Annotated in this window: 8 protein-coding genes; 6 read left to right on the forward strand and 2 right to left on the reverse strand. The window is 66.9% G+C overall.

The features are described from left to right. The first annotated feature begins 91 nt into the window (after nt 1-91). The 6 genes from ACFV2O_RS22050 to ACFV2O_RS22075 all read left to right on the forward strand — a co-directional run bounded on the left by ACFV2O_RS22050 (nt 92) and on the right by ACFV2O_RS22075 (nt 17,500). The gene (locus ACFV2O_RS22050; protein WP_379253410.1) at nt 92-382 is read left to right on the forward strand and encodes a hypothetical protein; all 291 of its coding nucleotides are present in this window, start codon (nt 92-94) and stop codon (nt 380-382) included. A gap of 147 nt (nt 383-529) precedes the next feature. Beyond that, nucleotides 530-1,189, forward strand: a complete 660-nt coding sequence (locus ACFV2O_RS22055) for a response regulator transcription factor (RefSeq protein WP_356967639.1) — start codon at nt 530-532, stop codon at nt 1,187-1,189. Between the two features lie 9 nt (nt 1,190-1,198). Next, nucleotides 1,199-2,599: a sensor histidine kinase gene (locus ACFV2O_RS22060; RefSeq protein ID WP_379253411.1), complete on the forward strand. Its 1,401-nt coding sequence runs from the start codon at nt 1,199-1,201 to the stop codon at nt 2,597-2,599. A gap of 71 nt (nt 2,600-2,670) precedes the next feature. Continuing rightward, complete coding sequence (locus ACFV2O_RS22065; RefSeq protein WP_379253412.1) at nt 2,671-4,221, forward strand: hypothetical protein; 1,551 nt, start codon at nt 2,671-2,673, stop codon at nt 4,219-4,221. Further along, nucleotides 4,221-16,943, forward strand: coding sequence for a C2 family cysteine protease (locus tag ACFV2O_RS22070; protein WP_379253413.1), 12,723 nt, complete (start codon nt 4,221-4,223; stop codon nt 16,941-16,943). The genes ACFV2O_RS22065 and ACFV2O_RS22070 overlap by 1 nt, the downstream gene beginning before the upstream one ends. Before the next feature lie 26 nt (nt 16,944-16,969). Beyond that, a complete protein-coding gene (locus ACFV2O_RS22075) occupies nt 16,970-17,500 on the forward strand; it encodes a type VII secretion system-associated protein (protein ID WP_379253414.1) in 531 nt (176 codons plus the stop codon). Between the two features lie 45 nt (nt 17,501-17,545). Here the strand turns inward: ACFV2O_RS22075 and ACFV2O_RS22080 are convergent, their stop codons facing one another. Both ACFV2O_RS22080 and eccCa read right to left on the reverse strand, forming a co-directional pair. Next, nucleotides 17,546-17,839, reverse strand: coding sequence for a hypothetical protein (locus tag ACFV2O_RS22080; protein ID WP_379253415.1), 294 nt, complete (start codon nt 17,837-17,839; stop codon nt 17,546-17,548). Between the two features lie 25 nt (nt 17,840-17,864). Further along, nucleotides 17,865-21,899, reverse strand: a complete 4,035-nt coding sequence (gene eccCa / locus ACFV2O_RS22085; protein WP_379253416.1) for a type VII secretion protein EccCa — start codon at nt 21,897-21,899, stop codon at nt 17,865-17,867. Nucleotides 21,900-21,906: the final 7 nt, after the last annotated feature.

Consider the following 21,906-nt stretch of genomic DNA (forward strand, 5'->3'; position numbering starts at 1 on the left):
TCGAGAGGCTGGGGTTGTCGTGAAAGAGGTTGACGATGGCACTCCCGTTCCGCGCCGGATCCGGCCGAGTGCTGCCACGGCCCGATCGGCTGTGTCGCGAACCTCGGCCGAAGAGATCCTGACCCGCGCGCGCGCCGAACGGGCCCAACTCGAGCAGGGTCGCCACTTCTATGCCCAGCTTGTCGATCAGGCGGAACAGCTACACCACGAGATCCGTAGGCTGCACGAGGAGCAGCGCGAGGTCTATCGGCAGCTGAACAACCTGCGTCGACGATTCACCAGCCTGCCGCCCGTCCCCCGGCCGAGCGGCTATCCGCCGATCGCGGTCGCATCGGCCGCGCAGGCCGAGCCGCGCGCCGGTGCCGGTAGAGCGACTGCCTGACTTCGGATCGCCTCGATGAGGACCGTTGCCGGACAACAATGTTGACCGATCGGCGACGCTCCACTCCGCGACGGCAGGCGTGATCGTCTGCGGTAGTCTCACCTCGTGTTCAGGTGCGGGTCTGGACGTGTGGAAGGGACCGGGTTCGTGCGTGTGGTGGTGGTGGAGGACGACGCGGGCGTAGCCGGCGCTGTTGTCGACGGCCTCCGAGCGCACGGTTTCCCGGCCGTCGACCATTTGTCACACGGGCTCGATCTGCTGACTTCGCACGCAGGCTACGACGCGGTCGTGCTCGATATCGGGCTGCCCGATGTCAACGGTTACCTGGTGTTGCGCCAGCTCCGCAAGGTCAGCACGGTTCCGGTGATCATGCTGACCGCGGAGGGCGACGAGTTGGCGGTGGTGTCGTGCCTGCGTGCCGGAGCCGACGACTACATGGTCAAACCGCCGCGGCTCGGTGAACTCGCCGCCCGCCTGGAAGCGGTCGTGCGACGCAGGCAGACAACGGAGTCCGCTCCGGCCGTGGTGGTTACCGGTGATGTCGCGGTAGATCTGGGAGCTCGTTCCGTCGAGGTGGCCGGTCTGCCGGTACAGCTGACCCAGAAGGAATTCGCCATAGCACGCGTGCTGGTCGAGCGCGCGGGCGTCGCGGTGGCCCGGGACACGATCATGGACGAGATCTGGGGCGAGAAAACCCCGTCCACGTCTCGTTCGCTCGACGTTCACATGGGCGCGCTGCGGGCCAAACTGAACCGCCCAGGACTGATCGCCACCATTCACGGCTTCGGCTACCGCTGGACTCGGTGACCTCGCCGGATGCGCGTTCGGTTGGTCAGTGTATTCACGCTGCTGGCGGCGATCTGCATGATCTGCTTCGCGATCGGGATCGGGATGGAGTTGGCGTCGAGCCGGACCCAGGCGATGGTGATCGATCGGATCCAGGTCGCCAACCAGTTCGCGGCGACGGCGTCGGTTGATCCGGCACGCCTCGAGGGGGAGGCGCAGACCTATTTCGAGCAGACCGGCAACGGTGTCCTGGTGATCGCGGGCAGCGGCACGGTGATGGTCGATGTCGGGGTGAACCGCGCCGACCCACGGGTCATCGAGGTATCGAACAACGCACACCGGTTCATCCCGCCGGAGACGCTGTATCCGTGGAGTACGCACCCGATGGTGGTCGGCCAGCCCATCGGAACCTCGCAGCAAGCCGGCGGTGTGGTCGTCATCGCGATCTCGACCTCGGCGACTCGCCGTGGTATCACCGACAGTTGGATTCAACTCGCCTGCGTGACCGCCACCGCCCTGTTGGCGTTCGGCGGCGTGGCGCTCGGGGTATCAGGGTGGATCCTGCGACCGGTGTCCAAATTGCGCCGCGATGTCGACGCGCTGACCTCGACCTTGCCGGTGCGGCGCGCGGAGCCGGGGGGTTCCCCGTCCAGAGGCCGGGGGCCGCGGGAGATCGTCGAACTCGCGGTCGGTGTCGCGTCGATTACCCGAGCCGTCGCCGACCTGGCCGCGGCCGAGCGAAAACTGGTGGTCGATACGGCGCATTCGCTGCGAAATCCACTGGCCGCGCTCGCGGTTCGGTTGCAGGCCCTACAGCCGATGATCGCCCAGGATCACGCGTCGGCCACCTTCGCCGGTGTGGTGAGCGAAGTGGACCGGCTCACGGAGTTGCTGGACGGCTTGCTGGCCTCGGCGGTGGCCGATGCCGCGCCCGGACACGCCGCCGCGCGCTCGAACACGTCGGACTGTGACGCGGTAGCGGTGGCACGGGATCGAGTGGACGCTTGGCATGCCGCGTTCCAGCGCGCCGACATGACCCTCATCCTCGACGCGACTACCGAGGTTGCCGAAGCCGGTGTTCCGGCGAGTGTGCTCGCCCAGATTCTCGATGTCGCGCTGAGTAACTCCGTACGCTACGCGGGCCGAGATGCCCATACCGCGATCACCGTCAGCCAAGAATGCGAGTCGGTTGTCGTGTCGGTCCGCGACGACGGTGTCGGGGTGTCACCCGATGAGCTCGATCAGCTGACCACTCGATTCTTTCGCGGAGCACAGGCGACGGCCGGCGGTTCCGGTCTCGGCCTGCCGATCGCGGCGACCATGGCGGCCCAGTACGGGGGATTGTTCTTCGTCGACGTAGCCGAACCGTGCGGTCTGGTCGTCACGGCCAGCTTTCCGGCTGCGGTCGCGCCGAATCTTACATCCGGGTGAACGCCTGAAGGTTTGGTGAACTCCGTCGGCGCGCCGCGCGAGCGACACGAGGGCGACGGCACGATCGCCCTGTGGCACCTAACCCTGACGCCGGTAGCAACCCGTTCCTTTCGCTGTTCGGTGAGTCGGGGCGGTTCGAGTTGCCGGCGGGGTTGTCGTTCTTGGATCTGGGTGAGGACTGGCAATCGTCGGGATTGCCCTGGGATCTCGATGGCGAAGGCAAGCCCGAAGACGGAAAGCGCGTCAAGGACGCGGATAAGGACGACAAAGATAAGAAAGATAAAGACGAGAAGAATCCGAAGGGCGACAGGGACGATCGCGCCCCGGCGCCAGGAGGCGGGTCCGGCAAGGGCGGCTCGGGGAAGCCCGCGCCGAAAGGCGGCGGTGCGGGGCCGAGCGGCGGCCCACCGGTCAACAACCGCCCGAGCGGTGGGAACCCGAACACTGGCGGCAAGCCCAACAGCGGTTCGAACCCCTACGGCGGCCCGGCCAATTACAACGCCGGTGGCGACCCGATCAAGGTCGACCCGCAGGATCTGATCAACAAGGGTAAGCGGCTCGCCGAACTGCCGAGCGCACCGAAGGGTCTGTTCGACATTCTCAGCACACTGAGCGACTCCTTGCAGCGGCTGGGAAGTCCTTGGGGGGCGGACGAGTTCGGTAAACAGTTCGCCGAGGGCGCGACAGGCTATTCGGCATCGGCCGAAGCGCTGGTGGGCAACGCGAGTCTGGAATCGGACGCCACCGGGGCGATTCCGATCTTCGGACAGCTACTGGTCAACTATGGCACCACAATCGAGCAGGCGGGCAGAGCATTCGCCGCGGGCGAGGACCTGTACGCCCAGTGGATTCTGAAGAACTACGTAGACGAGAACGCCAGTGGCGACCCCGGTCCGTACAAGGGCCCGCTCAGCTCCGAACCGAACTTCGGCAAGAACACCGGAAACAACAACCCGTCCGGCCTGCCGCCGGGTGATCAGGACCAGCAGTCCGGCAATGGAGGCGGACAGAATTCGGGTGGATCCACCGGCGGTGGTTCTGATCCCGCTGGTTCCTCGGCCGGTGACCCGGATGCCGACCGGCCGAACATGCCTTCCACGCCGAATCTCGCGGCTACCGGTACTCGCGATCCTGCCGCGCCACTGAGCGTAGAGGCTTCCTCCTCGAACCCGATCGACGCACTCGCGACGCCGGGACCGACGCTCGGCGGCATCCCGGCACACCCCGGCGTGCCCGCACTCCCTGGTGCTCTCGGTCCGAACGTGTACCGCGCGACCGATCCGGGAACGGTTGTGCCGGTTGACAAGACCGGTGGTCCGACGACGGGCGGCAAGGGTGGAGGCATTCCGTCGGCGCCGCTGCCGCGGGTGCTCGGGGCGGCCTATGACGGGGAGAAGCTGGTGCCGAAAGCCGGTGGCATCGGCGCCCAGTCGCGTGCGGGCGTACTGCCCCAGGCCGCGATGCCGGGGATGCCGGGGACGCCCGCGATGGGGAGTAGTGGTCAGTCGGTCTCTGGCAAGGAGAAGCGGCAAGAGCGTCGTGAGCCGCCGGTCGAGGAACAGTTCGAGCCCGACGCCGCCGACCCGTGGCATGGGCCCGGTCTGCGAGACGGCGGCCGGTGATGTCGATTCCCGATGCGGTACGGCAATCCGATATCAACCTGCCCGAGGACCTGCGGTGGTTGAGCTGGGTCGCCGGTAGCGCTTGGCCGGAGGGCAGCGAGAACGGCATGTTCGCCCTCGCCGACGCCTGGTCGGACGCCTCGGCGGGATTGACCGGGCTGGTCTCGGCTCTCGACGACGCGGTGGACGATATCCTCTCGGCGTATCCGTCGGCCGGTTCGGGTTCGGCCATGTCGCGCACCCTGCGGAACCTCACCGATGAGTCGGATCAGGCCTCGTTGCAAGCTATCGCCAAATCACTCGGTCAGCTTGCTGATTCGTGCGATCAGGTCGGTTGCGCGATTCAACAGAACAAGATCATGATCATCGTCGGCCTCGTCCAGTTGGTCTACGAGATCGCGCTCGCGTGGCTGTTCCCGCCGACCGCCGGCCCGACGCAGGCGGCGTTGATCGGGTGGTACCGCATTGTCTTCCAATACCTGAAGCAGCTGTTGCGGCAGATGCTCGTCGCCGCGCTGAAAGCCATGGGGCAGCAGGTGATTCTGACGCTCCTGATCCAGCTGGGACAAATGGCGGCCGGACATCGCGACGGTGTCAACGGTAAGGATTTGTGGTTCGCGGCGCTGGGCGGCGCGCTGGGTGGTGCGTTCGGCGCGATGTTCGGCAAGCTCGGTGGTGATCTGTTCGAGCTCCTGGGCGGAAAGATCACCCGTTCGCAATTCGACAGCAGGTTCCAGCAGCTCATGCGCGGCGCCGTCGAGGGCGGCGCCGGTGGTGTCGGCGGAATGATCGGCGGTGGCATCGCCAACCAGGTCATCAACGGTGGCGAATTCGAACTGGACCCGAGGATGCTCGGCGCCGGTGCCGCGGGCGCGTTCAGCTCCGGCGCGGGACGTTGGCGTGGCGCCGGCGCCGGCAAAGTGCACGTCGATCCCGTCGGCGGCCCGCGCAGTCCGGCCGGATCGACACCACCGACCAAAGTGCCGCCCTCGGATACCGGGCCCGCGGCTGCACCCAAGAGCGTTTCGGACTCGCCGAATGGCAACGCGGGGAGAGGGAGTGGCGCGCAGCCGAACGAATCGCTGTCCGAACACCGCAGTGGGTCCTCGGCATCCAACCAGGGCGGTGATCAGACCGATGACTCGATCGTGAGCTCAACGCACCGGAACACCGCCGAGGACAACCTGTCGCAGCAGTCGTCGTCCGCGAAATCGGGTGGTGACGACTCTTCCGCACCGAACACCGGTCACGCGCTCGCGAACCATGAACAATCGGAATCGACTGCACAACGACAGTCTTCCGAGCCGGCCGAGCCCGCGTCGCAGCAGCACGACGGCGGTCAGCTCGTACCGCAGCCGCACAACGCGGCAACCGCATCCCAGCAGGCGGCGTCGAACGCCACCGGCGGGGACAAGTCCCCGAGTTCGTCGCCATCCGCCCAACGTGGCGCGGACACCAAAGTTGTTGCAAGCCGAGACGACATGCCGACGGCACCGAGGAACGACGTATCCGGTGACCACTCGGCGCGTGCGCAACCGCGGGCGGGTGGCGCACTCGATGCTCCGGAGTCCATTCAAGCGAAACAAGTCGACTCGACCGTCGCGACCAAGTCGGACGAGGTGCCTTCGAACCCGGTCCAGCGGCGTGCGGAATTCGCGCAACCCGAGATCGATTCGGTGTCCCCGAACCGGCCGGACGCTCCGCAGGGAACCCGGCCGACCTTTGAGAATTCGGCCGCGGCAACCGACAAGACAACACCGGTCAAGGAACCAGCCGGTGCTCCGAATCCCCAGGGCGACAAAGGGGAGAAGGCTCCGGCGCGCGACACCTCGGCATCGCCCGTGGCCGAACCGCGGGCCCGCGCGGGCGCCAAAGGCATAAAGGGCGTCAGCGACGACCTGGCTCTCGTCGGAAGGATCGACGAGGCCACCGGCCTGCGCTGGCGGCTGGTCGAGACATCGCTGCTCGATCCGGCCTGGCCGGGCGGCAAGGCCTTCATCCGGGAAGTCCTGGGCTTCGAGCAGACAATGCAGATGCTCCGTGGCAACAAGTCCCCGCACGAAGGCCGGGAGCTGTTCCGGCCATTCCAGGACGGCGACTTGCCGATGCGCCCTGGCTTCGGCCAGAAGAAGACGGCCGTCACCGACGATCTCGGCGAGGGCGCGGGCGGCGGCGTCCGCGGTTACGACGAACGGAACTCCCGGGGTGTGTTCCGGTTCAACACCGACGAGCTGCCCGATCACCGGTACACGATCGACAAGGACGGCCTCTGGTCCAAAGCCTCCGATCCGGAATCCAACGGTAAGCCGGATCCCGAATCGGACGTGATCCCGCGCAAGGGCGCCACGACGATCGAGGTGCCGCGCCAGGGCCCGATTCTGAAGCGCTGGGCCGAAATATCCGCGCCCGCAATGCGGACCGTGGTCGGTGACCATGACGGCAACTGGTACGTCGGCAAGAACCTGCATCACGAGCAATTCCACAACGCGGGCGTCTACGTGGCTTTCCAAGCGCAATTCGTCAACGGGAAAATGGTCGCGGTGCACGACTGGGCAGGTGCGTACCAGCCCTCGCCGACTCGGGTGAAAGCCGCGCTGGAAAAGCTCGGGATCTACGGCGACCTGGACCATTACGACCAGCAGGGACGCAAGTACACCGATTCCGATCGCGAGGGGTGGACGCAGGCCGCCGAACCGACGCCGACTTCGCGAAAGACGTCTGCGACAGAGGTTGATTCGACTGAGCCGCCCGAGCCGTTCACCCGTGCCGTCTCCGATGAGCCGCAGCGGGACTTCCTCCGGGAAGCCGAAGACATCACCCGGATGTACAAGCGTGAAGATTGGGAGAACGCCACACCCGAGGACCTGCGGGAGGCGCTGCGAGGCAGCGTCCACCACGATGCGCGCGACGCGGAAAGCGTTGCGAAATATCACCGCGCGGTGACCGCCGCCGTCGAAACCATCCGGCGGGGGACAACGAAGTTCGACGACGACGGTGCGGAGGTGGCGCCGGGCAAGGTCCTGCGCTGGACCCAGGTCATGGGCACGATGGGAATGCGCGAGGGCCCCATCAATATGGACGCGGGCGAGGGCAAGACGTTCGTCTTCCTCGCCGATTCGATTCTGAAGGCCGCCGCCGGTGACTCGGTGCACGTTTTCACCACTCGCGACACTCTGGCCAACGATGCGGTCAACCTGTACAAACAGGTTCTCGGGGTGCTAGGTCCGGACGTGTTCAACGTGGTCAGGATGAATCCGAACGGCGCCGACGAGACCGGCCTCGATCCGGCGAAGCCGACCATCTATATCGGCACCCTCGACGATGCGGCATTCGGGCAACTCCGTGGCAAGTTCATGCGCGGCGATATCGCCGTCATCGACGAACTCGACGAGGCGCTGTACTACGCCGACACCACCTGGATCATCTCCGACGGCCCCAGCCTGGCCGCGGATCCGCATATCGCCTCCCGCATCATGGCGGCTCGGCACTTCCTCGACAATCGGCTTGCTTCCGGGGATCTGAGCCCCGCGGACTTCGATCGGACGGGCGGGCAGATCGGCGGCCCGGCGAAGCTCAACGCCGAAGGCGCCGAGAAGGTCAGAAGGCTGCTCGCCGAGGAGGATCCAGGTGCGAGCCCCGACGACCTCGCCGTCCAGATCGACCGGGTGAATTCCGCCGCCTCGGCGCACTGGGAGTTCGTCGAGAACGACCACTACATCGTGCACCGAGGTGGCGACGGCGTCGACAAGGTCTACATCATCGACCAAACCACCCACAAAGTGATGTTCGATCCGGCGACCTCGACCGAGAGCCGGTGGAACGGCGGTTTGGCGCAGGCCATCGAGGCCAAGCACGGGATCACGATCCGGGGCGACTCGGTGTCTTCACAAAGCCTCACCGCCAAGACCATGCTCGCGGAGCGGTACGAATGGCTCTCGGGCGCTTCGGGCACGGCCGAGGGGGTGTCCGGCCACCTCGTCGACAACTACGGGATGAAGCCGGTAGTCACAGTTCCGCGCTTCACGGAATCGAAACTGGACACTCTCGAGGCGAATCTGGCTCCGAACCAGTCGGCCAAGCACGATGCGATCGCCGACAAACTCATCGGTCGGCACCGTGCCCAGGCGCGTCCCGAACTGGTGATCACCAACCGCAACAGTGAGGTCGCCGAGATCTCGGTCCGGTTGAAGCTCGCGGATATTCCGCACGAGGTCGTCGATGCCCGGTGGTTCGCCGACCGGGGCCCCACCGCGGAAGCCGACCTGAAAGCGATCTTCGACAAGGCCGGTCAGCTCGGCAAGATCCTGATCATCAACCGTCAAGGCGGCCGTGGCGTCGATATCGAGATCAGCGATGCCGTCAACGCGGCCGGTGGCCTGCATGTCAGCATTTCGGGCAAGTCGGATGTGCGTGACATCGATATCCAGGCCGAGAACCGCGCCGCGCGCAACGGCCAGCAGGGCAGTGTCGAATACTTCCTGGCCGCCGATGACGCGCTGTTCGCCACCGCTCCGCACCACGCCCAGACCATAATCCGCTACACCGACGCGATCACCAGCCATGAGAACGCGACCGTCCGGCTCGATGAGGCACGGGCCACAAAGGACCTCGCGGAGCGTGCCGATGCCGTGGGTAGCACCGTGCGAACCCGCACGGTCCGGGACACGGCCCTCGGCGAGTACACCATCGCGCGGGACGCGCACCGGGCGGCGACGGCCGAACGCGAAGCCGCCGAGGCCGCGGTGCGGGCCGCGGCGTCGCACCTGCAAGCGGAAAACGCCGCACGGCGGATGGGCCGCACCGTGCTGCCGCCGACCGCCGTCGTCGCGAACGCCACGAGCGTGGCAGCACACACATCCGCACGGGACCTGGATATCCCGTCGCCGATACCCGAGCAGGCGGACCTCGGGCAGCAGGATACCGATGTCTCTCAGTCGGCTGCCGGTTCGTTCTCGGACGACCTGACCGGTGCCGAACTGCCGCAGCTGTTCGGCGACGATCAGTTCGGTCCGCCGGCGCCGCTCGCCGTCGTCGACTTCCCGGGCCTGTTCGTAACCGACACCACAGGGCATCTGGTCGCGATCGGGACCGAGGAAATGCCGGTGGTGCGGACCTATTCGCACGAGCAGAGCCTCGTGCACGAAATCGAACATCCGATCTCCGGTCCGGTGGCGCTCGACAGCGTACTGGTGGCTGAGCTTTTCACCACCCGGACACGCGATGACGGCACGGTGGTGGTGAGCTCGACGGCGACGGGGGCGCATGTCGTCACCGCCGGAAAAGCGTCGATGTTGCCCGCCGGGTCCGTCTACGGACGTCCTGATCCGCTCGACTCGACCAAGTTCACGCTGTACGGCGGGTCGACTGTCGGCTGGTTGTCCGTGGACGCGAATCGGATCGGCGTGACGCCGCGCCGGGCGACCGGCCCGCTCCAGCGTGACGATGTCCCCGAGGCGGCGATTGTCAACGGCCACGTACCCGCGCCGGCGGTAGTGTTCGCGGACCCGCGGAGTCGTGTGCTGGGCGAGCGGCTGGCGGAGTTGGCCGACGAGATCAAAGCCAGTCGCAACGATGCCGTACTGCGTGACGAGTTGACGGCGCGGCGGACGGCATTGCACGACGAGTTGGAGAATCACTTCGCGACGCTGCCGGTGGAGCAGCGCACCATCGCTGTGGCACGCGCGAAGCAGCTGGGGAGCATCGATCGGCACACGGTGAAACTTGCTGCCGAGCATCAAATTTCACTCGAGACGGCGCGCGCGGAGATGAAGGCCGAGCTGGTCGCGGTGCTCGCGGGCAAAGATATCGCCGTCCGGATCTTCGAGGAGTCGCTGCTGGAAGTGCTGCGGGATGGCCGGTTCAAAACGATATTCGATCTGGGCGACACCGGCACCGGAATGAATGACCGAGCGCTGCTCGAAGCCCGCTGGTTCGGCCATGACGTGAATGACCATCCGATCGATGAGCGGGCCGTCTACGGGTACGTTCGCGTAGGCGGTGAACAGCCGGTCGGCGAGCTGAACGACGAACGATTGAATGCCTACGGCGACGTCGTGGTCGTCCTGAAGTCCACGGTGCGGGCCCGCACGACGGTGTGCGTGGGAGATTCCATCGAGCATCAGCAAAATGTCTATCCTTCGAGCCTCGAGGACCCCGCACCGGAGTCCTTCGGCGTCTACCCGCCACGCAGGCCCGGCCTGCCGAGCGCCCATGTCGGCCTGCGGCGAGACCTGACGCATCCGGATTTCCGGAAGTGGGGGTATGTGGAGGCGCAGGTGCACGGTGGCGTCACCACTGCCGACATCGATCATGTGGTCTTCGAGTGGGAGCCGGAATCAGCCCTGCGGGATCAGCTCCGTGCGGCCGGAATTCCCTGGAAGGTACTCGAGTACACGGCCCCGCCGATAGTGAACAAGCCGGGGCAGGCGGACCCCGCGATCAGCAGCGGATGGAAAACCTATCTCAACTCCTCGCGCGTAACCGATGATCCGAATGCGCTGCACGGCAAGAACTTCCTGGGCGTCACGGTCAATTTCACCTTCGCCGACGTGGTAACCCAGGACCTGATCGGACCGGCGGGGACGCCGATCGGCGTCAGTTACAAGCACGTCGAGTCGGAGATCGAGGGGGCCGAGCGCTGGGCGGGTGCGCAGCAGTGGCACGACAAGGTGGTGCGTACCCGGCCCGGTCAAACCGGCAAGGATGTCTTCGCTGGTCAGACCAGGGTCGGGCACGAGGTCGTCGCGGCGCCGTGGGCGGCCCAATACGGCGGGGTCGGCCGGGAACCGATTTTCGTCAACGCCCACGCTGGTCCGAACGCCTTCGAGATCCGGCTGCGAACCGGAACGACGCTCGAGGTGAGCGGCGCGACATTCGCCAAGCTCGTCGAGCAGTCCCCGGCGCTGGAAGCCGCGCGCGCCGCCGGCGGTCCGAGCTCGGTCGTGCTGGTCGCGTGTGAGCCTGCGAAAGGTTCGGCGGCCACCGACTTCGCGGCTACGCTGCACCAGAGGTTTCCGGCCGCGCCGGTGCACGCCGCCGCCAGCGCGGTCTGGATCTCCAACTGGCGGAACCCGGCCGTGCCCACTGTTCGTTACCGCTACCTCGCCGCCGACAACAATGCCGGGTGGGTGAGTTTGCACAGCGACGGCACCCGCGTCGAGCACGCCGGCACCCGCTATCCCACCGGCGCGACCGGATCGTCCACGACCGTCGCCACCGAGCTCGCAGGGTCGAATTCATCGGTTTCCAGCCGCAATCCGATCGTGCGGCAATGGAAAGAAGTCCTCGATCCACCGGTGAGCTCGCCCCTGACGACGACCACCGCGGAAGGCGTGCGCGGCGCGAGCAAGCAGCGCACCGAGTTCGAAGTCTCGGACGTACTCAGCCGAGCCCTGCTCGACAAGAACGGCACAACGATCGGAGTGTCGTTCGTCCTCAAGTCGGAGGGGCAGCGCGAGGCGATCAAGTGGGCGCGCGCGGCATCCGGGCAGGACATGGTGGTACTGACCGACAGCGGTCAGGACGTGGACGACGTCACCAAACGGCGCTTGGTATTCGGCAAGGATGTCGTCGACGCGCCATGGAAGACCGACTATGCCCAGGACGGTCCGGGTCCGGTCTATATCGACGCGCACGCGGACTCGAAGGGGTTCATGGTCGAGATCATCTGGAAGAAGGGGACGAAGCAGGAGTCGACTCGATCGGTGCGGGTCGACGGTGCCAACTACGCCAAGATCGTGAAGGCCGCCGAGTACTTCCAGGAGGCGCTGCGGACGGGTGGTCAGGCGACGGACCGGTCGTTGGTGCTGATCTCGTGCAAGGCGGGCAAACGGACGGCGGCGACCGATTTCGCGCTGGCGATGCGCGATCTGCTGCCCACCGCCCCGGTGCACGCGGGCGCGGGCGTGGTGATGGTCAGCGTCAAGAAGGCGGGGAAGACCTTCGCCACTCTCGGCGTCAACGACAACCGGGGCTGGGTCACCATCGGTTCCGATGGCGCGAAGGTGGTGCAGGAGAACACGATCAAGCATGCGCCCGCCGCGGTGAGCGGGACACCCGGGCGGTCTACGGGGACGCGGACCGGCGCGGTGCCCGAGGTGCCCGAGGTGGCCGACACTTCCGCGGAGTCCGGGGCACTCGTCGCCCCCGCGGTGAGCAGTGGCTGGCGCACGTATCTGAACTCGTGGCGGGTATCCAACGATCCGGACGTCCTGCACGGCAAGAACGCCTTCGAGTTGCCGATCAATTTCACCTACGCCGACGTCGTCGCGCACGAGATGTTCGGATCGACCGGAGCATTGACCGGTGTCTGCTTCCAGCACGTCGATCTGGAACTCGACGCGAATCGACGCTGGGCGGCCGCGACGGAGTGGCACGACAAGGTAGTGCGCACCCAGCCGGGGCAGACCGGGAAGCAGGCCTTCCACGGTCCGCTGAGGGTCGGACAGGAGGTGGTCGACGCGCCGTGGGTCGCCGAGTTCACCCGGACCGGACATCGACCGGTCTTCGTCACCGCCCACGCGGGTCCGAATACGTTCGAGATCCGGCTTCGGACCGGAACCACGCTCGAGGTGAACGGCACGACGTTCGCGAAGATCGTCGAGTGGTCGGGACTGCGAGGCCCGCTGAGCGTCGGTGCGGCGACCTCGATCGTTCTGCTGGCCTGCAAACCCGCAAAGGGTTCGGCGGCAACGAAGTTCGCGCGCACACTGCACCAGAACTTCCCGCATGTGCCGGTTCATGCCGCCGCTACCTCGGTGTGGCAGTCGACCATGCGTTATCCGGCACGGCCGGATGTCAACTATCGCCTGATCGCGGCGGACCGCAACGCCGGTTGGGTGACATTGCACAGCAACGGCACTCGAACAGACCATGCGTCCACTCGCTACCCAGCCCCGGCCGCCGCTTCGAGCGGCGTGGTCGACTCCGGATCGACCATCCATGGCGCGCTCAGCGCTCCCCTGCGTTTTTCCTCGGACCAGGAAGTCACCGAGGTGGTCGCGGCGGCAACTCCCGAGGAGGCGGCCGCGAACGACGCTCGACTGTGGAAGTGGCTGACCCGCAACATGTTCGACGACGCGTTCGACCACGCGGTGCGTGGACGCACGCTGCGCGACGGGTCCGGTCTCGAAGAACTGGCCGATCTCGAGGATATGTCCGAGGATGCCCGGCACCCGGCGCCGGGCGCGGGCTTGCTCGCCGACAACGCCGAGATCCATTGGAGTGATGACGAACTCGCCGCGCTGTTCGCCGACCCGGACGAAGGCTCGACGGCAACGGCGCTGAGCCCACCCGCCGCGATGGCGGAGCATCACCCACCGACCACGGAAACCCTGGGGGCGTTGCCGTTGCACGTCGCCCCGGCCGCCGAGGCGTTCGTTCGCGGCGATCGATGCGTGCTGATCGACGGACTCGGTACCGCGCACCGGCTCGACGTCGGCAGCGGCTGGCGCGCCGTGCAGGGAACGTTCAGCCATCCTGGCACCGGAGCCGAATACATCGGGCTGGTTCCGCTGGATCAGAAGCACGATGCCAGTCCGATCCGGATCCGTAAGACGTTGCTCGCCGAGGCATTCGAGGAGAATGCCGCCACATTCTTCTGGGAGACCACCTACTTCCTGGCCCGTGCCGGTATCGGAATCGACGGGTCCGGCGACACCCAGGTCTGGCTACCTCCGCGTGCCGTTGTGGCGGTGAAACACGCGCAGAATCCCGGTGGGACATCGGATCCGAGCCGGACGATGCTCGGGCGTCCGAAGGCAGCTACCTGGCACACCCTGGACAGCGACATCCTCGGTCCACTCGTGCCCGAGCTGCGCCGGTCGAACAATCCCCTCTGGGATGAGATCAGTGGCCCCCGGGTGTCGGACGTGCGGCAGGGCGCGCTGGGCAACTGCTTCCTGGCCGCCAACATGATGGCGCTGGCCCGCAGCTCGCTGCCCTTGCTCCGCGAAATGATGACCGATCTCGGTGACTCCGTCGCCGTCCGGTTCTTCGACAAGAACGGTGACGCGGCTTGGGTGCGGGTCTCCAAAGATCTCTATGTCAACGGCGACAACAGCACTCGCTACGCCGCCGACCTGGGCGTGTTGTGGCCCGCGGTCCTGGAGAAGGCCTACGCGGTCTTCGTCGGTGAATTCGGCTACGCCGGACTCGACGGCGGCAGTCCCGGCACCACCGCCGCGACGATGCTGCCCGCCACGCTGCCCGGCGGATTGCGGTTCCAGCCGTCCCGGGCGGTCACCGATGCCTATTTCCATCATCCGATGCGGATGGACATCGACGAGCTCCGCAGCCTGGCCGGCAACGATGACGAGTTCGCTCGCGCGGTCTGCGCATTGCGTGGCGAGTGGGAAGATCGGGTGCGCGATCATCGCGCACGCGAGGCGAATCCGATGGGCACCGACGCGGATCGCGCACAGGTGCTGGCACTGGTGGCCGGCAATGGGAACGACGTGTGGGCGGCCGTGCGTGAGTTCTACCGGCTGATCCGGCCGGACAACCCCGGCTCGACCGAGGGGTTCCGGCGCTTCCTGAACCATGAGTTGAGCCCGCAGCAGCGCACGCGCTGGACTTCGAACATCGAGCGCCTCGTCGATTCCGTGGACCGGGCGGCGTCCTGGCGCACCCGTGAGCTGGACGAGCAGACCGGCAGGCACATCGCCGAACGCGTCTACTTCGCTTTGGGCCGAGGCGATCTGGTGATGCTGGGTACGCGCAACTGGGGTCGCGACGACACCGTTCGATTCCCAGGCCTGGCGGGCAATCACGGCTACACGGCACTCGGCGTGCAGCGAGATGAGGACGGCCGCCCGGTGGCGTTGCGGCTGCGTAACCCATGGGGCACGAACAGATCGGCACAACCTCCGCTGCCCGGAATCACCTTCCAGGCCGACGGGGTGGTGGACGTGGAACTGCGGCATCTCAACAAATTCGCCACCCTCGCGATCTGTGGTCCGGGTGCACGGGGACTGTTCGGACTCGACCGGCTCGCCCCGCCGGGCGCCGACGATCTGGTCGGAACTCATTCGGAGGCACCGGAACCGGCACAGTCGGCCGACGCAGCCGAACTTCTCGGCGTCGAGTTGCCCGGCGCCGACGAGGGCGACGGTCACGCGGTCGCGCACGTCTCGCATCCGATCGATTGGAAGAAGCACCTCGGTGTACTCGGACAGCTGGGCGGTGGAAACAAGTTGTCCGGCACCGCGGACCACACCGTGGTGCGGTTCCGCGCGAAGAATCTGATCCAGGAGCCGATCCTCGATCAGCAGGGCCGCACGGTGGGCATCACCTTCCTCTACGGGCCCGACGAATTGGAGGTGCTGCGTACCTGGGGGAACGCGCCGAACGGCCACGGGATGGTCTTCCGCACTCGGCCGGGCGAAGCCGGGTCCGCCGCGCTCGCCGGTGACCGGAATCGGATCGGGTTGGACCGGTTCGTCCCGGCTCCGTGGGTGGCCGAGTACCAGGAGGGCAAGCCGGGTCCGTTCTACATCTCGGTGCACGCCGACAGCCGCGGTTTCGAAGTCCGCTCGCGCGGCGGGCGGTCGATCGCCGTCGACGGTGCGACCTTCGCTGCCATCGTGCAGGCGTCGCCGGCCTTTCAGGCGGCAATGACATCGGGTCCGTCGCGGTCGGTCGTCATGATCGCTTGTGCGGTAGCGAACGGCTCGGCGGGCGAGGAGTTCTCGGCCGCACTGCACCAGACTTTCCCCGACCGCCGGATCTACGGGTCTCGCGGCGATGTCGATGTCCATGCGGAGAGTGGTCGCGGGGTGGGCCTGCTGGCCGCCGGCGACAACGCGGGGTGGATGTCCTACCTGAACGCCGTCGCGACCGACCACGCCGCGACGAGGTACGGCGCTCCGGCCACCGATGGCAGGGCGGCATTCGTCGAACAGACGGCGAATGACACCGATATCGTCGACTGGGTCGAGCAGTTGCGCTCGACGGAGGCATTTTTCGGTGAGGAACCGTACTTCGGGGTGACCAGCGACGACCGGGTAATCGGCTTCTTCGGCGCGGACGTACTCGTCAACCCGATGCTCGATCACCGCGGCGACACGATCGGCGTCAGTTTTCATCAGCCAGACCATCTCGCGGGCGAGCTGTTGTGGGCGCGGACGGAGAATTTCCACAACGTGGTCACCAGAATGCGCGACGGCGACGACGATTTGAGTGTGGTGGTGCAACGAATCCTGCGTGAAGAGTCGTCGCGCACCGAAAACGTCCGTGCGCCGTGGGCCCTCGACTATGCGAACGGGAAGAATGGACCGGTATATATCAGTGCGCACGCCGATGCGAACCTCTTCGAAATCAACCTGCGATCCGGGGTTACCATCGACGTCGACGGGAGGACCTTTGCCTCGATCGTCCAGTCCGCGCACCCTTTCGGCGCCGCGCTTGCCTCCGGGCTCGCCGCCGCGCTGGGGACGCCGAAATCGTTCGTCTTGATGGCATGCAAGGCGGCAGCGGGCGTTGCGGGATCCGGTTTCGCCGAGGTCTTCGGCAGGGTGTTCCCGGGGCGCCCGGTCCATGCGAGCACCGGCACCGTCAACTTTCATGTCCTGCGGGTCGACAAGGAGGAGGGGCCGCCGATACGGATCAGCTGGCTGGGTGCGAGCCACAATGCCGGCTGGATGTCCTATCGCAACGGCCAGCAGATCCGGCACGACCATACCCGGCACCCACCGCCACACCCCGATTCGACCGAATCCAGCTGAGAAGACTGATCGAGAAGGGCTCATCAATGACCGAGCAGAGCAACGACAACGACGCGGAATGGCTGTTCCTGATCGATCCGGGCTGGCAGCCCGCCGACGAGGACGATCGCCCGCCCGCACACGCGGTGCTGGGTGGCTGGTTCGTCGATACCGACGGCACAGCAGGCGAATTCCAGCCCAATCCGGATTATCGCCCCGCCGACGAGGGGTCGTTCATCGATCCGATCGACGCGACATTGCGGCTGGTCCTGGAGAAGCGGGCCGAACCGGGCCAGCTGCTGGCGACCCTGCGCGGTGCGGTGGTCGGTGTCGCGGTCGACGAGAACGGCAATCCGGTCGTCGCGGCGTCCCCGGATCAGATCCCCTGCGTGCTGGTGACCTCGGCGCCCGAGCACCGCAGGCACGCGCAGGTCGAAGGCTGGACCGAGGTCTCGATGGCCGAACTCGCCGCGGCGCTGCCGGAGGAGGGCATCGATGTCCTGATCAATCCCGGCGCTCCCGCATCGATGCGGCTGCTCGCCGGCGCGGTCAAGGCGGCGGTCGCGGTCGCGACCTGAGCGTGTGGTCGCTGAGCGGGCGTGCGCCGGCTCAGCGACCGTCGTTCAGAACCGGGATTCCTCGAAAGCGTCGGATCGGCGGCGCATTTCGGCGATTTGCTCGGGCGTCAGGAGCCGGTCGGGTACCGGTTCGTCGCGACGCGTGAAGCCCGGCCGGGCGAGCAGTGCGGCCAGGGCGAGTACCTGGAGATCAGCCGGCGCCACCGTGTAGCGACCCGCGGCATCGACCATGCGCGCGTCGACGACGATGCACACGCTGCCGACCGCGACGACCGGAGCTCGATCGCCGCGCTCGGCCACGATCCTCGGCAGGTGCGTGGGGACGCTCGGCTCGTTCATCACAGGCCTTTCCGATCGGACCGGATCACAGGGCGGGCAGCTGACAGATCTGGACGAGCTCGCGCCCACGCGTGCGTGACACCAGCATGCCCCGGCCCGGCGGATACTGCGCCGGGCGCACGTCACCGAGCAGCACACCCTCGTCCTTGGGGGTGCTCATCAGAATGCCGTCGACCGACATGTCCTTGAGCGGGCCAAGGACATTGTCGTAGAGCGCACGCGACGCGCCACCGGCTCGCCGCGCGATCACCACATGCAGGCCGATATCGCGGGCCTGCGGGAGCAGATCGATCAGCGGCAGCAGCGGATTGTTCGACGCCACCATGTCGTAGTCGTCGACGATCACATAGACCTCCGGGCCGGTCCACCAGCTGCGTTCCCGAAGCTGCGTGGGGGTGATGTCGGCGCCCGGCATCCGCTGGGACACAAATCCCGCGACCTCTTTGAGGGTCGGGACCGAGGTTTGCGCCGAAGTCGAATATCCGGCCAGGTGCGGGCCATCGATGGCGCCGAGCATGGTGCGGCGGTAGTCGACCATAATGACCCGGGCATCGTTCGGGCTGCAATTCTCCACGATTCCCTGCGCGATATTGCGCAGCAGTGTGGTCTTGCCGCACCCGACGTCGGCGAAGACCAGCAGGTGCGGTTGCTCCTGGAAGTCGAGCACCATCGGCGCCAGTTCCGATTCGCTCAGTCCGATCAGGACCCGCTTGTTGTCCAGGAGCAGGCCCTGCGCTCGTGCGGTTTCCAGCACCTGTGCCCGGTCCAGTTCCAGCGGGAGTTGGCGCACGGGGGGTGCGTGGCGGTCACCATAGACCCGCGCCAAGGCTTCCTTGGCCGCGGCGACGCCCTCGGCGAGGGTCCTCGGGTCGACGTCGGTGTCGAGGCGGGGCAGCGCGATCAACATGTGCAGTTTGTCGGGAGTCATGCCGCGGCCCGGGCGATTGATCGGAACGCCCACTGCCGCACGGCGATCCATCTCCGAGTCCGACGGGTCGCCGAGGCGCAGTTCGATCCTGGTGCCGATCTGGTCCTTCACCACCGGCCGGATCTCGGCCCACCGGTTGGCGCCGAGCACGAGGTGGATGCCGTAGGACAGACCGCGCGCGGCCAAACCGAGCACCTGGCCTTCGACGATGTCGAAATCCTCCCGGAACGCCGCCCAGCCGTCGATGACGAGGAAGACATCGCCGAACAGGTCGGCCGAGAGCGGGTGCGCCGCGCGTTCGTCCTCGGGCAGCTGGGCGAGCCGCGCCTTCAGTTTCCGGAAGTCGCGCATGTTCTCGATGCCGAGGTCGAGAAAGCGGCGTTCACGCTGCCGCAACAGCATGCTGAGCTCGGCCACTGTCCGCCGGACGCGGTCGCCTTCGAGGCGACCTGCCGCCGACCCCACGTGCGGGAGACCGGTGAGCGCGGACAAGGTGCCGCCACCGAAATCGAGGCAGTAGAACTGCACCTGCTCGGGGGTGTGGGTCGCCGCCGCGGCCGTGATGATGGTGCGCAGGGTGGTCGACTTGCCCGACTGCGGCCCACCGACCACCGCGATATTGCCCTGGGCGCCGGCCAGATCGATCGTGAGGACATCGCGCCGCTGCTCGTAGGGCTTGTCGACGATGCCGATCGGCAACCACAGATTGCCGTTGCGGTTGCTCTCCGAACGCCAATCCTGTTCGGGCAGCAGCATATCCACGGTGGGCGAGATGTCGAGCGGCGGCAGCCAGACTTCGTGCGCGGGTCTGCCGTGCCCGGTCAACCGCTCGACCACCACCTGCAGCAGTGACTGCTCGTGCGTGGGGGCGGGGGCTTCGGTCGCGGTCTCGCCGAGCAGTTCGCTCAGGTCCGGCAGTTCCACCGGGACCGGCTGCGCCGCGCGGACCGCGACGGCCGCGGCGGTGAAGAGGTCGACCGCGCCCGCTGTGCCGGTCGCCTCGGCGACGGCACGGTCACCGGCGGGCGGCACATAGGTGCCCGACACGTAGGTCGCGTTGAACCGCAGCGGGTCCGAGGAGTCGCTCTTGAGATATCCGGCGCCGGGTTGACCGGGCAGGTGATAGGCATCGGTGATGCCGAGCACCTGGCGGGACTCGCCGGCGGAGAAGGTGCGCAGGCCGATTCGGTAGGACAGGTGCGAGTCCAGACCACGCAGCCGGTTCTCCTCGAGGCGCTGCGATGCCAGCAGGAGATGCACCCGCAGCGATCGCCCGAGCCGGCCGATCATTACGAACAGTTCCGCGAAATCCGGTTTCTGCGACAGCAATTCGGAGAACTCGTCGACGATGATGAACAGCGCGGGCAGTGGATCGAGCTGGGCTCCGTTGGTGCGCGCCTTCTCGTATTCGGTGACGTTGGCGAAGTTCCCGGTCGCTCGGAGCAGTTCCTGACGGCGGGTCAATTCACCGGCGAGAGCGTCACGCATGCGGTCGACCATCGAGAGTTCTTCCTCGAGATTGGTGATCACCGCGGAAACATGGGGGAGAGGGTCGAGGCCGAGGAAGGTCGCACCGCCCTTGAAGTCGACCAGGACGAGGTTGAGCAGATCCGGCGAATGGGTGGTCACCATCGACAACACCAGCGTGCGCAGGAATTCCGACTTGCCCGAACCTGTGGCACCGATACACAGTCCGTGCGGGCCCATGCCGCTCTCCGCGGATTCCTTGATGTCGATCTCGACGGGCGTGCCGTCGGGAGTGACGCCGATCGGAACACGGAGGCGTTCGCGCGCGGATCGAGGCCGCCACACGGACTCGGCGTCGATCGTCGCGGCGTCGGGAATCGACAGCAGCGACATCAGACCGGGATCGCCGGAGACGTCGTCGCCGAGATTGACGATCTGGGCGGTGGTGGCGATCCGGAACCGAGCCATGGCGCGCGCGAAGGTGGCGGCCACCTCGGGGCTCAGCCGATCGGGACCCGCGAAATTCTCCACCGACCCGCCGGTGCGCGCGCCGATCACGTCCTCGTCGACGACCAATTGCAGGCCGCGCCGGACCGCGAGCCCGGCTGGTGGCGCGGTCAGGTCCAAGACGGTGACCGAGTCGAGGCCCGCGTCGCTGATCGTGCGCTCGGAACCGCTGACATAGCCGTCGTCGATGACGACGACCACGTGCAGCCGGCCCGCGGTCGGCGGTGCGTTGCGCAGGAACCGGCCGCGCTCGAGCAGGTCCTCGCTCAACGCGGTCTCCAGCTCCGATAGCGACTCGTAAACCATGCGCGCCGCACCGATCCCGTCGCGGTCTCGCGGATGCTGCAGGTGTGGAAGCCATTTCGTCCAACGCCAGGCGTCCGCATCGGGGTCGGCGGTGACGATGGCAAAGATCATGAAGTCCGGACCGTGAAAAGTCGCCAGCTCCATCAGCATCGACCGGAGCAGCGCGCGCCCGTGCTCCCGCGGGCCTTCGATGTTGACCGCGGGGAACGCGCGCAGCGAGATGGCGGTCGGCAGGCCGTGCACGACCGAGTGAGTGCGCACGAACCGGCGCAGCGCCACCGTCGCCACCGGTTCCAGGTCTTCCAGCGGGCCGGTCTCGGGCCTGGCCAGCTTGGTGGCGATGCGATGGCTGCCGACGCCGATCCGGACATGCCCGAAATCGGAATCGCCGGGCCGGCGTTCCCACATCCGCCGTGTGCCGATCAGGGCGTGCAGGTCGACCGGGTGGGGGTGGCTCCAGATCAACGCCGCCCGCTGCGCAGCGCCGGTGCCGCGGACGTCACGGCGCAATTGATCGAGGTAGCGGAAATAGTCCTTGCGTTCCTCATTGAGCTCGGCGGCCTTCTTGCCACCGCCACCGGTGCGACCGGCGAACATGCCGACCATCGACATCAGCATCATCATCGGAAACATCATGGCCATGGGGTTGGTCAGCATCGACCGGCCGCTCATGGTGAACATCAGCGCCATCATGCCGACCATGGCGACCACCATGATCAGCGGAAGCAGGCGCTGCCACAGCGGGCCTGGCACCGGCGCGGTGATCTCCGGCGGTGCGTTGAGCACCACGTCGCCGCCGGGCGGCCGCGGCGGGGCGATCCGGGCCAGCCGAATGAAACCTTGTGTACTCATGGCTGTT

Origin of the sequence: Nocardia sp. NPDC059691 (genome assembly GCF_042733915.1) — a bacterium.
In the GTDB taxonomy this organism is placed as follows: domain Bacteria; phylum Actinomycetota; class Actinomycetes; order Mycobacteriales; family Mycobacteriaceae; genus Nocardia; species Nocardia sichangensis.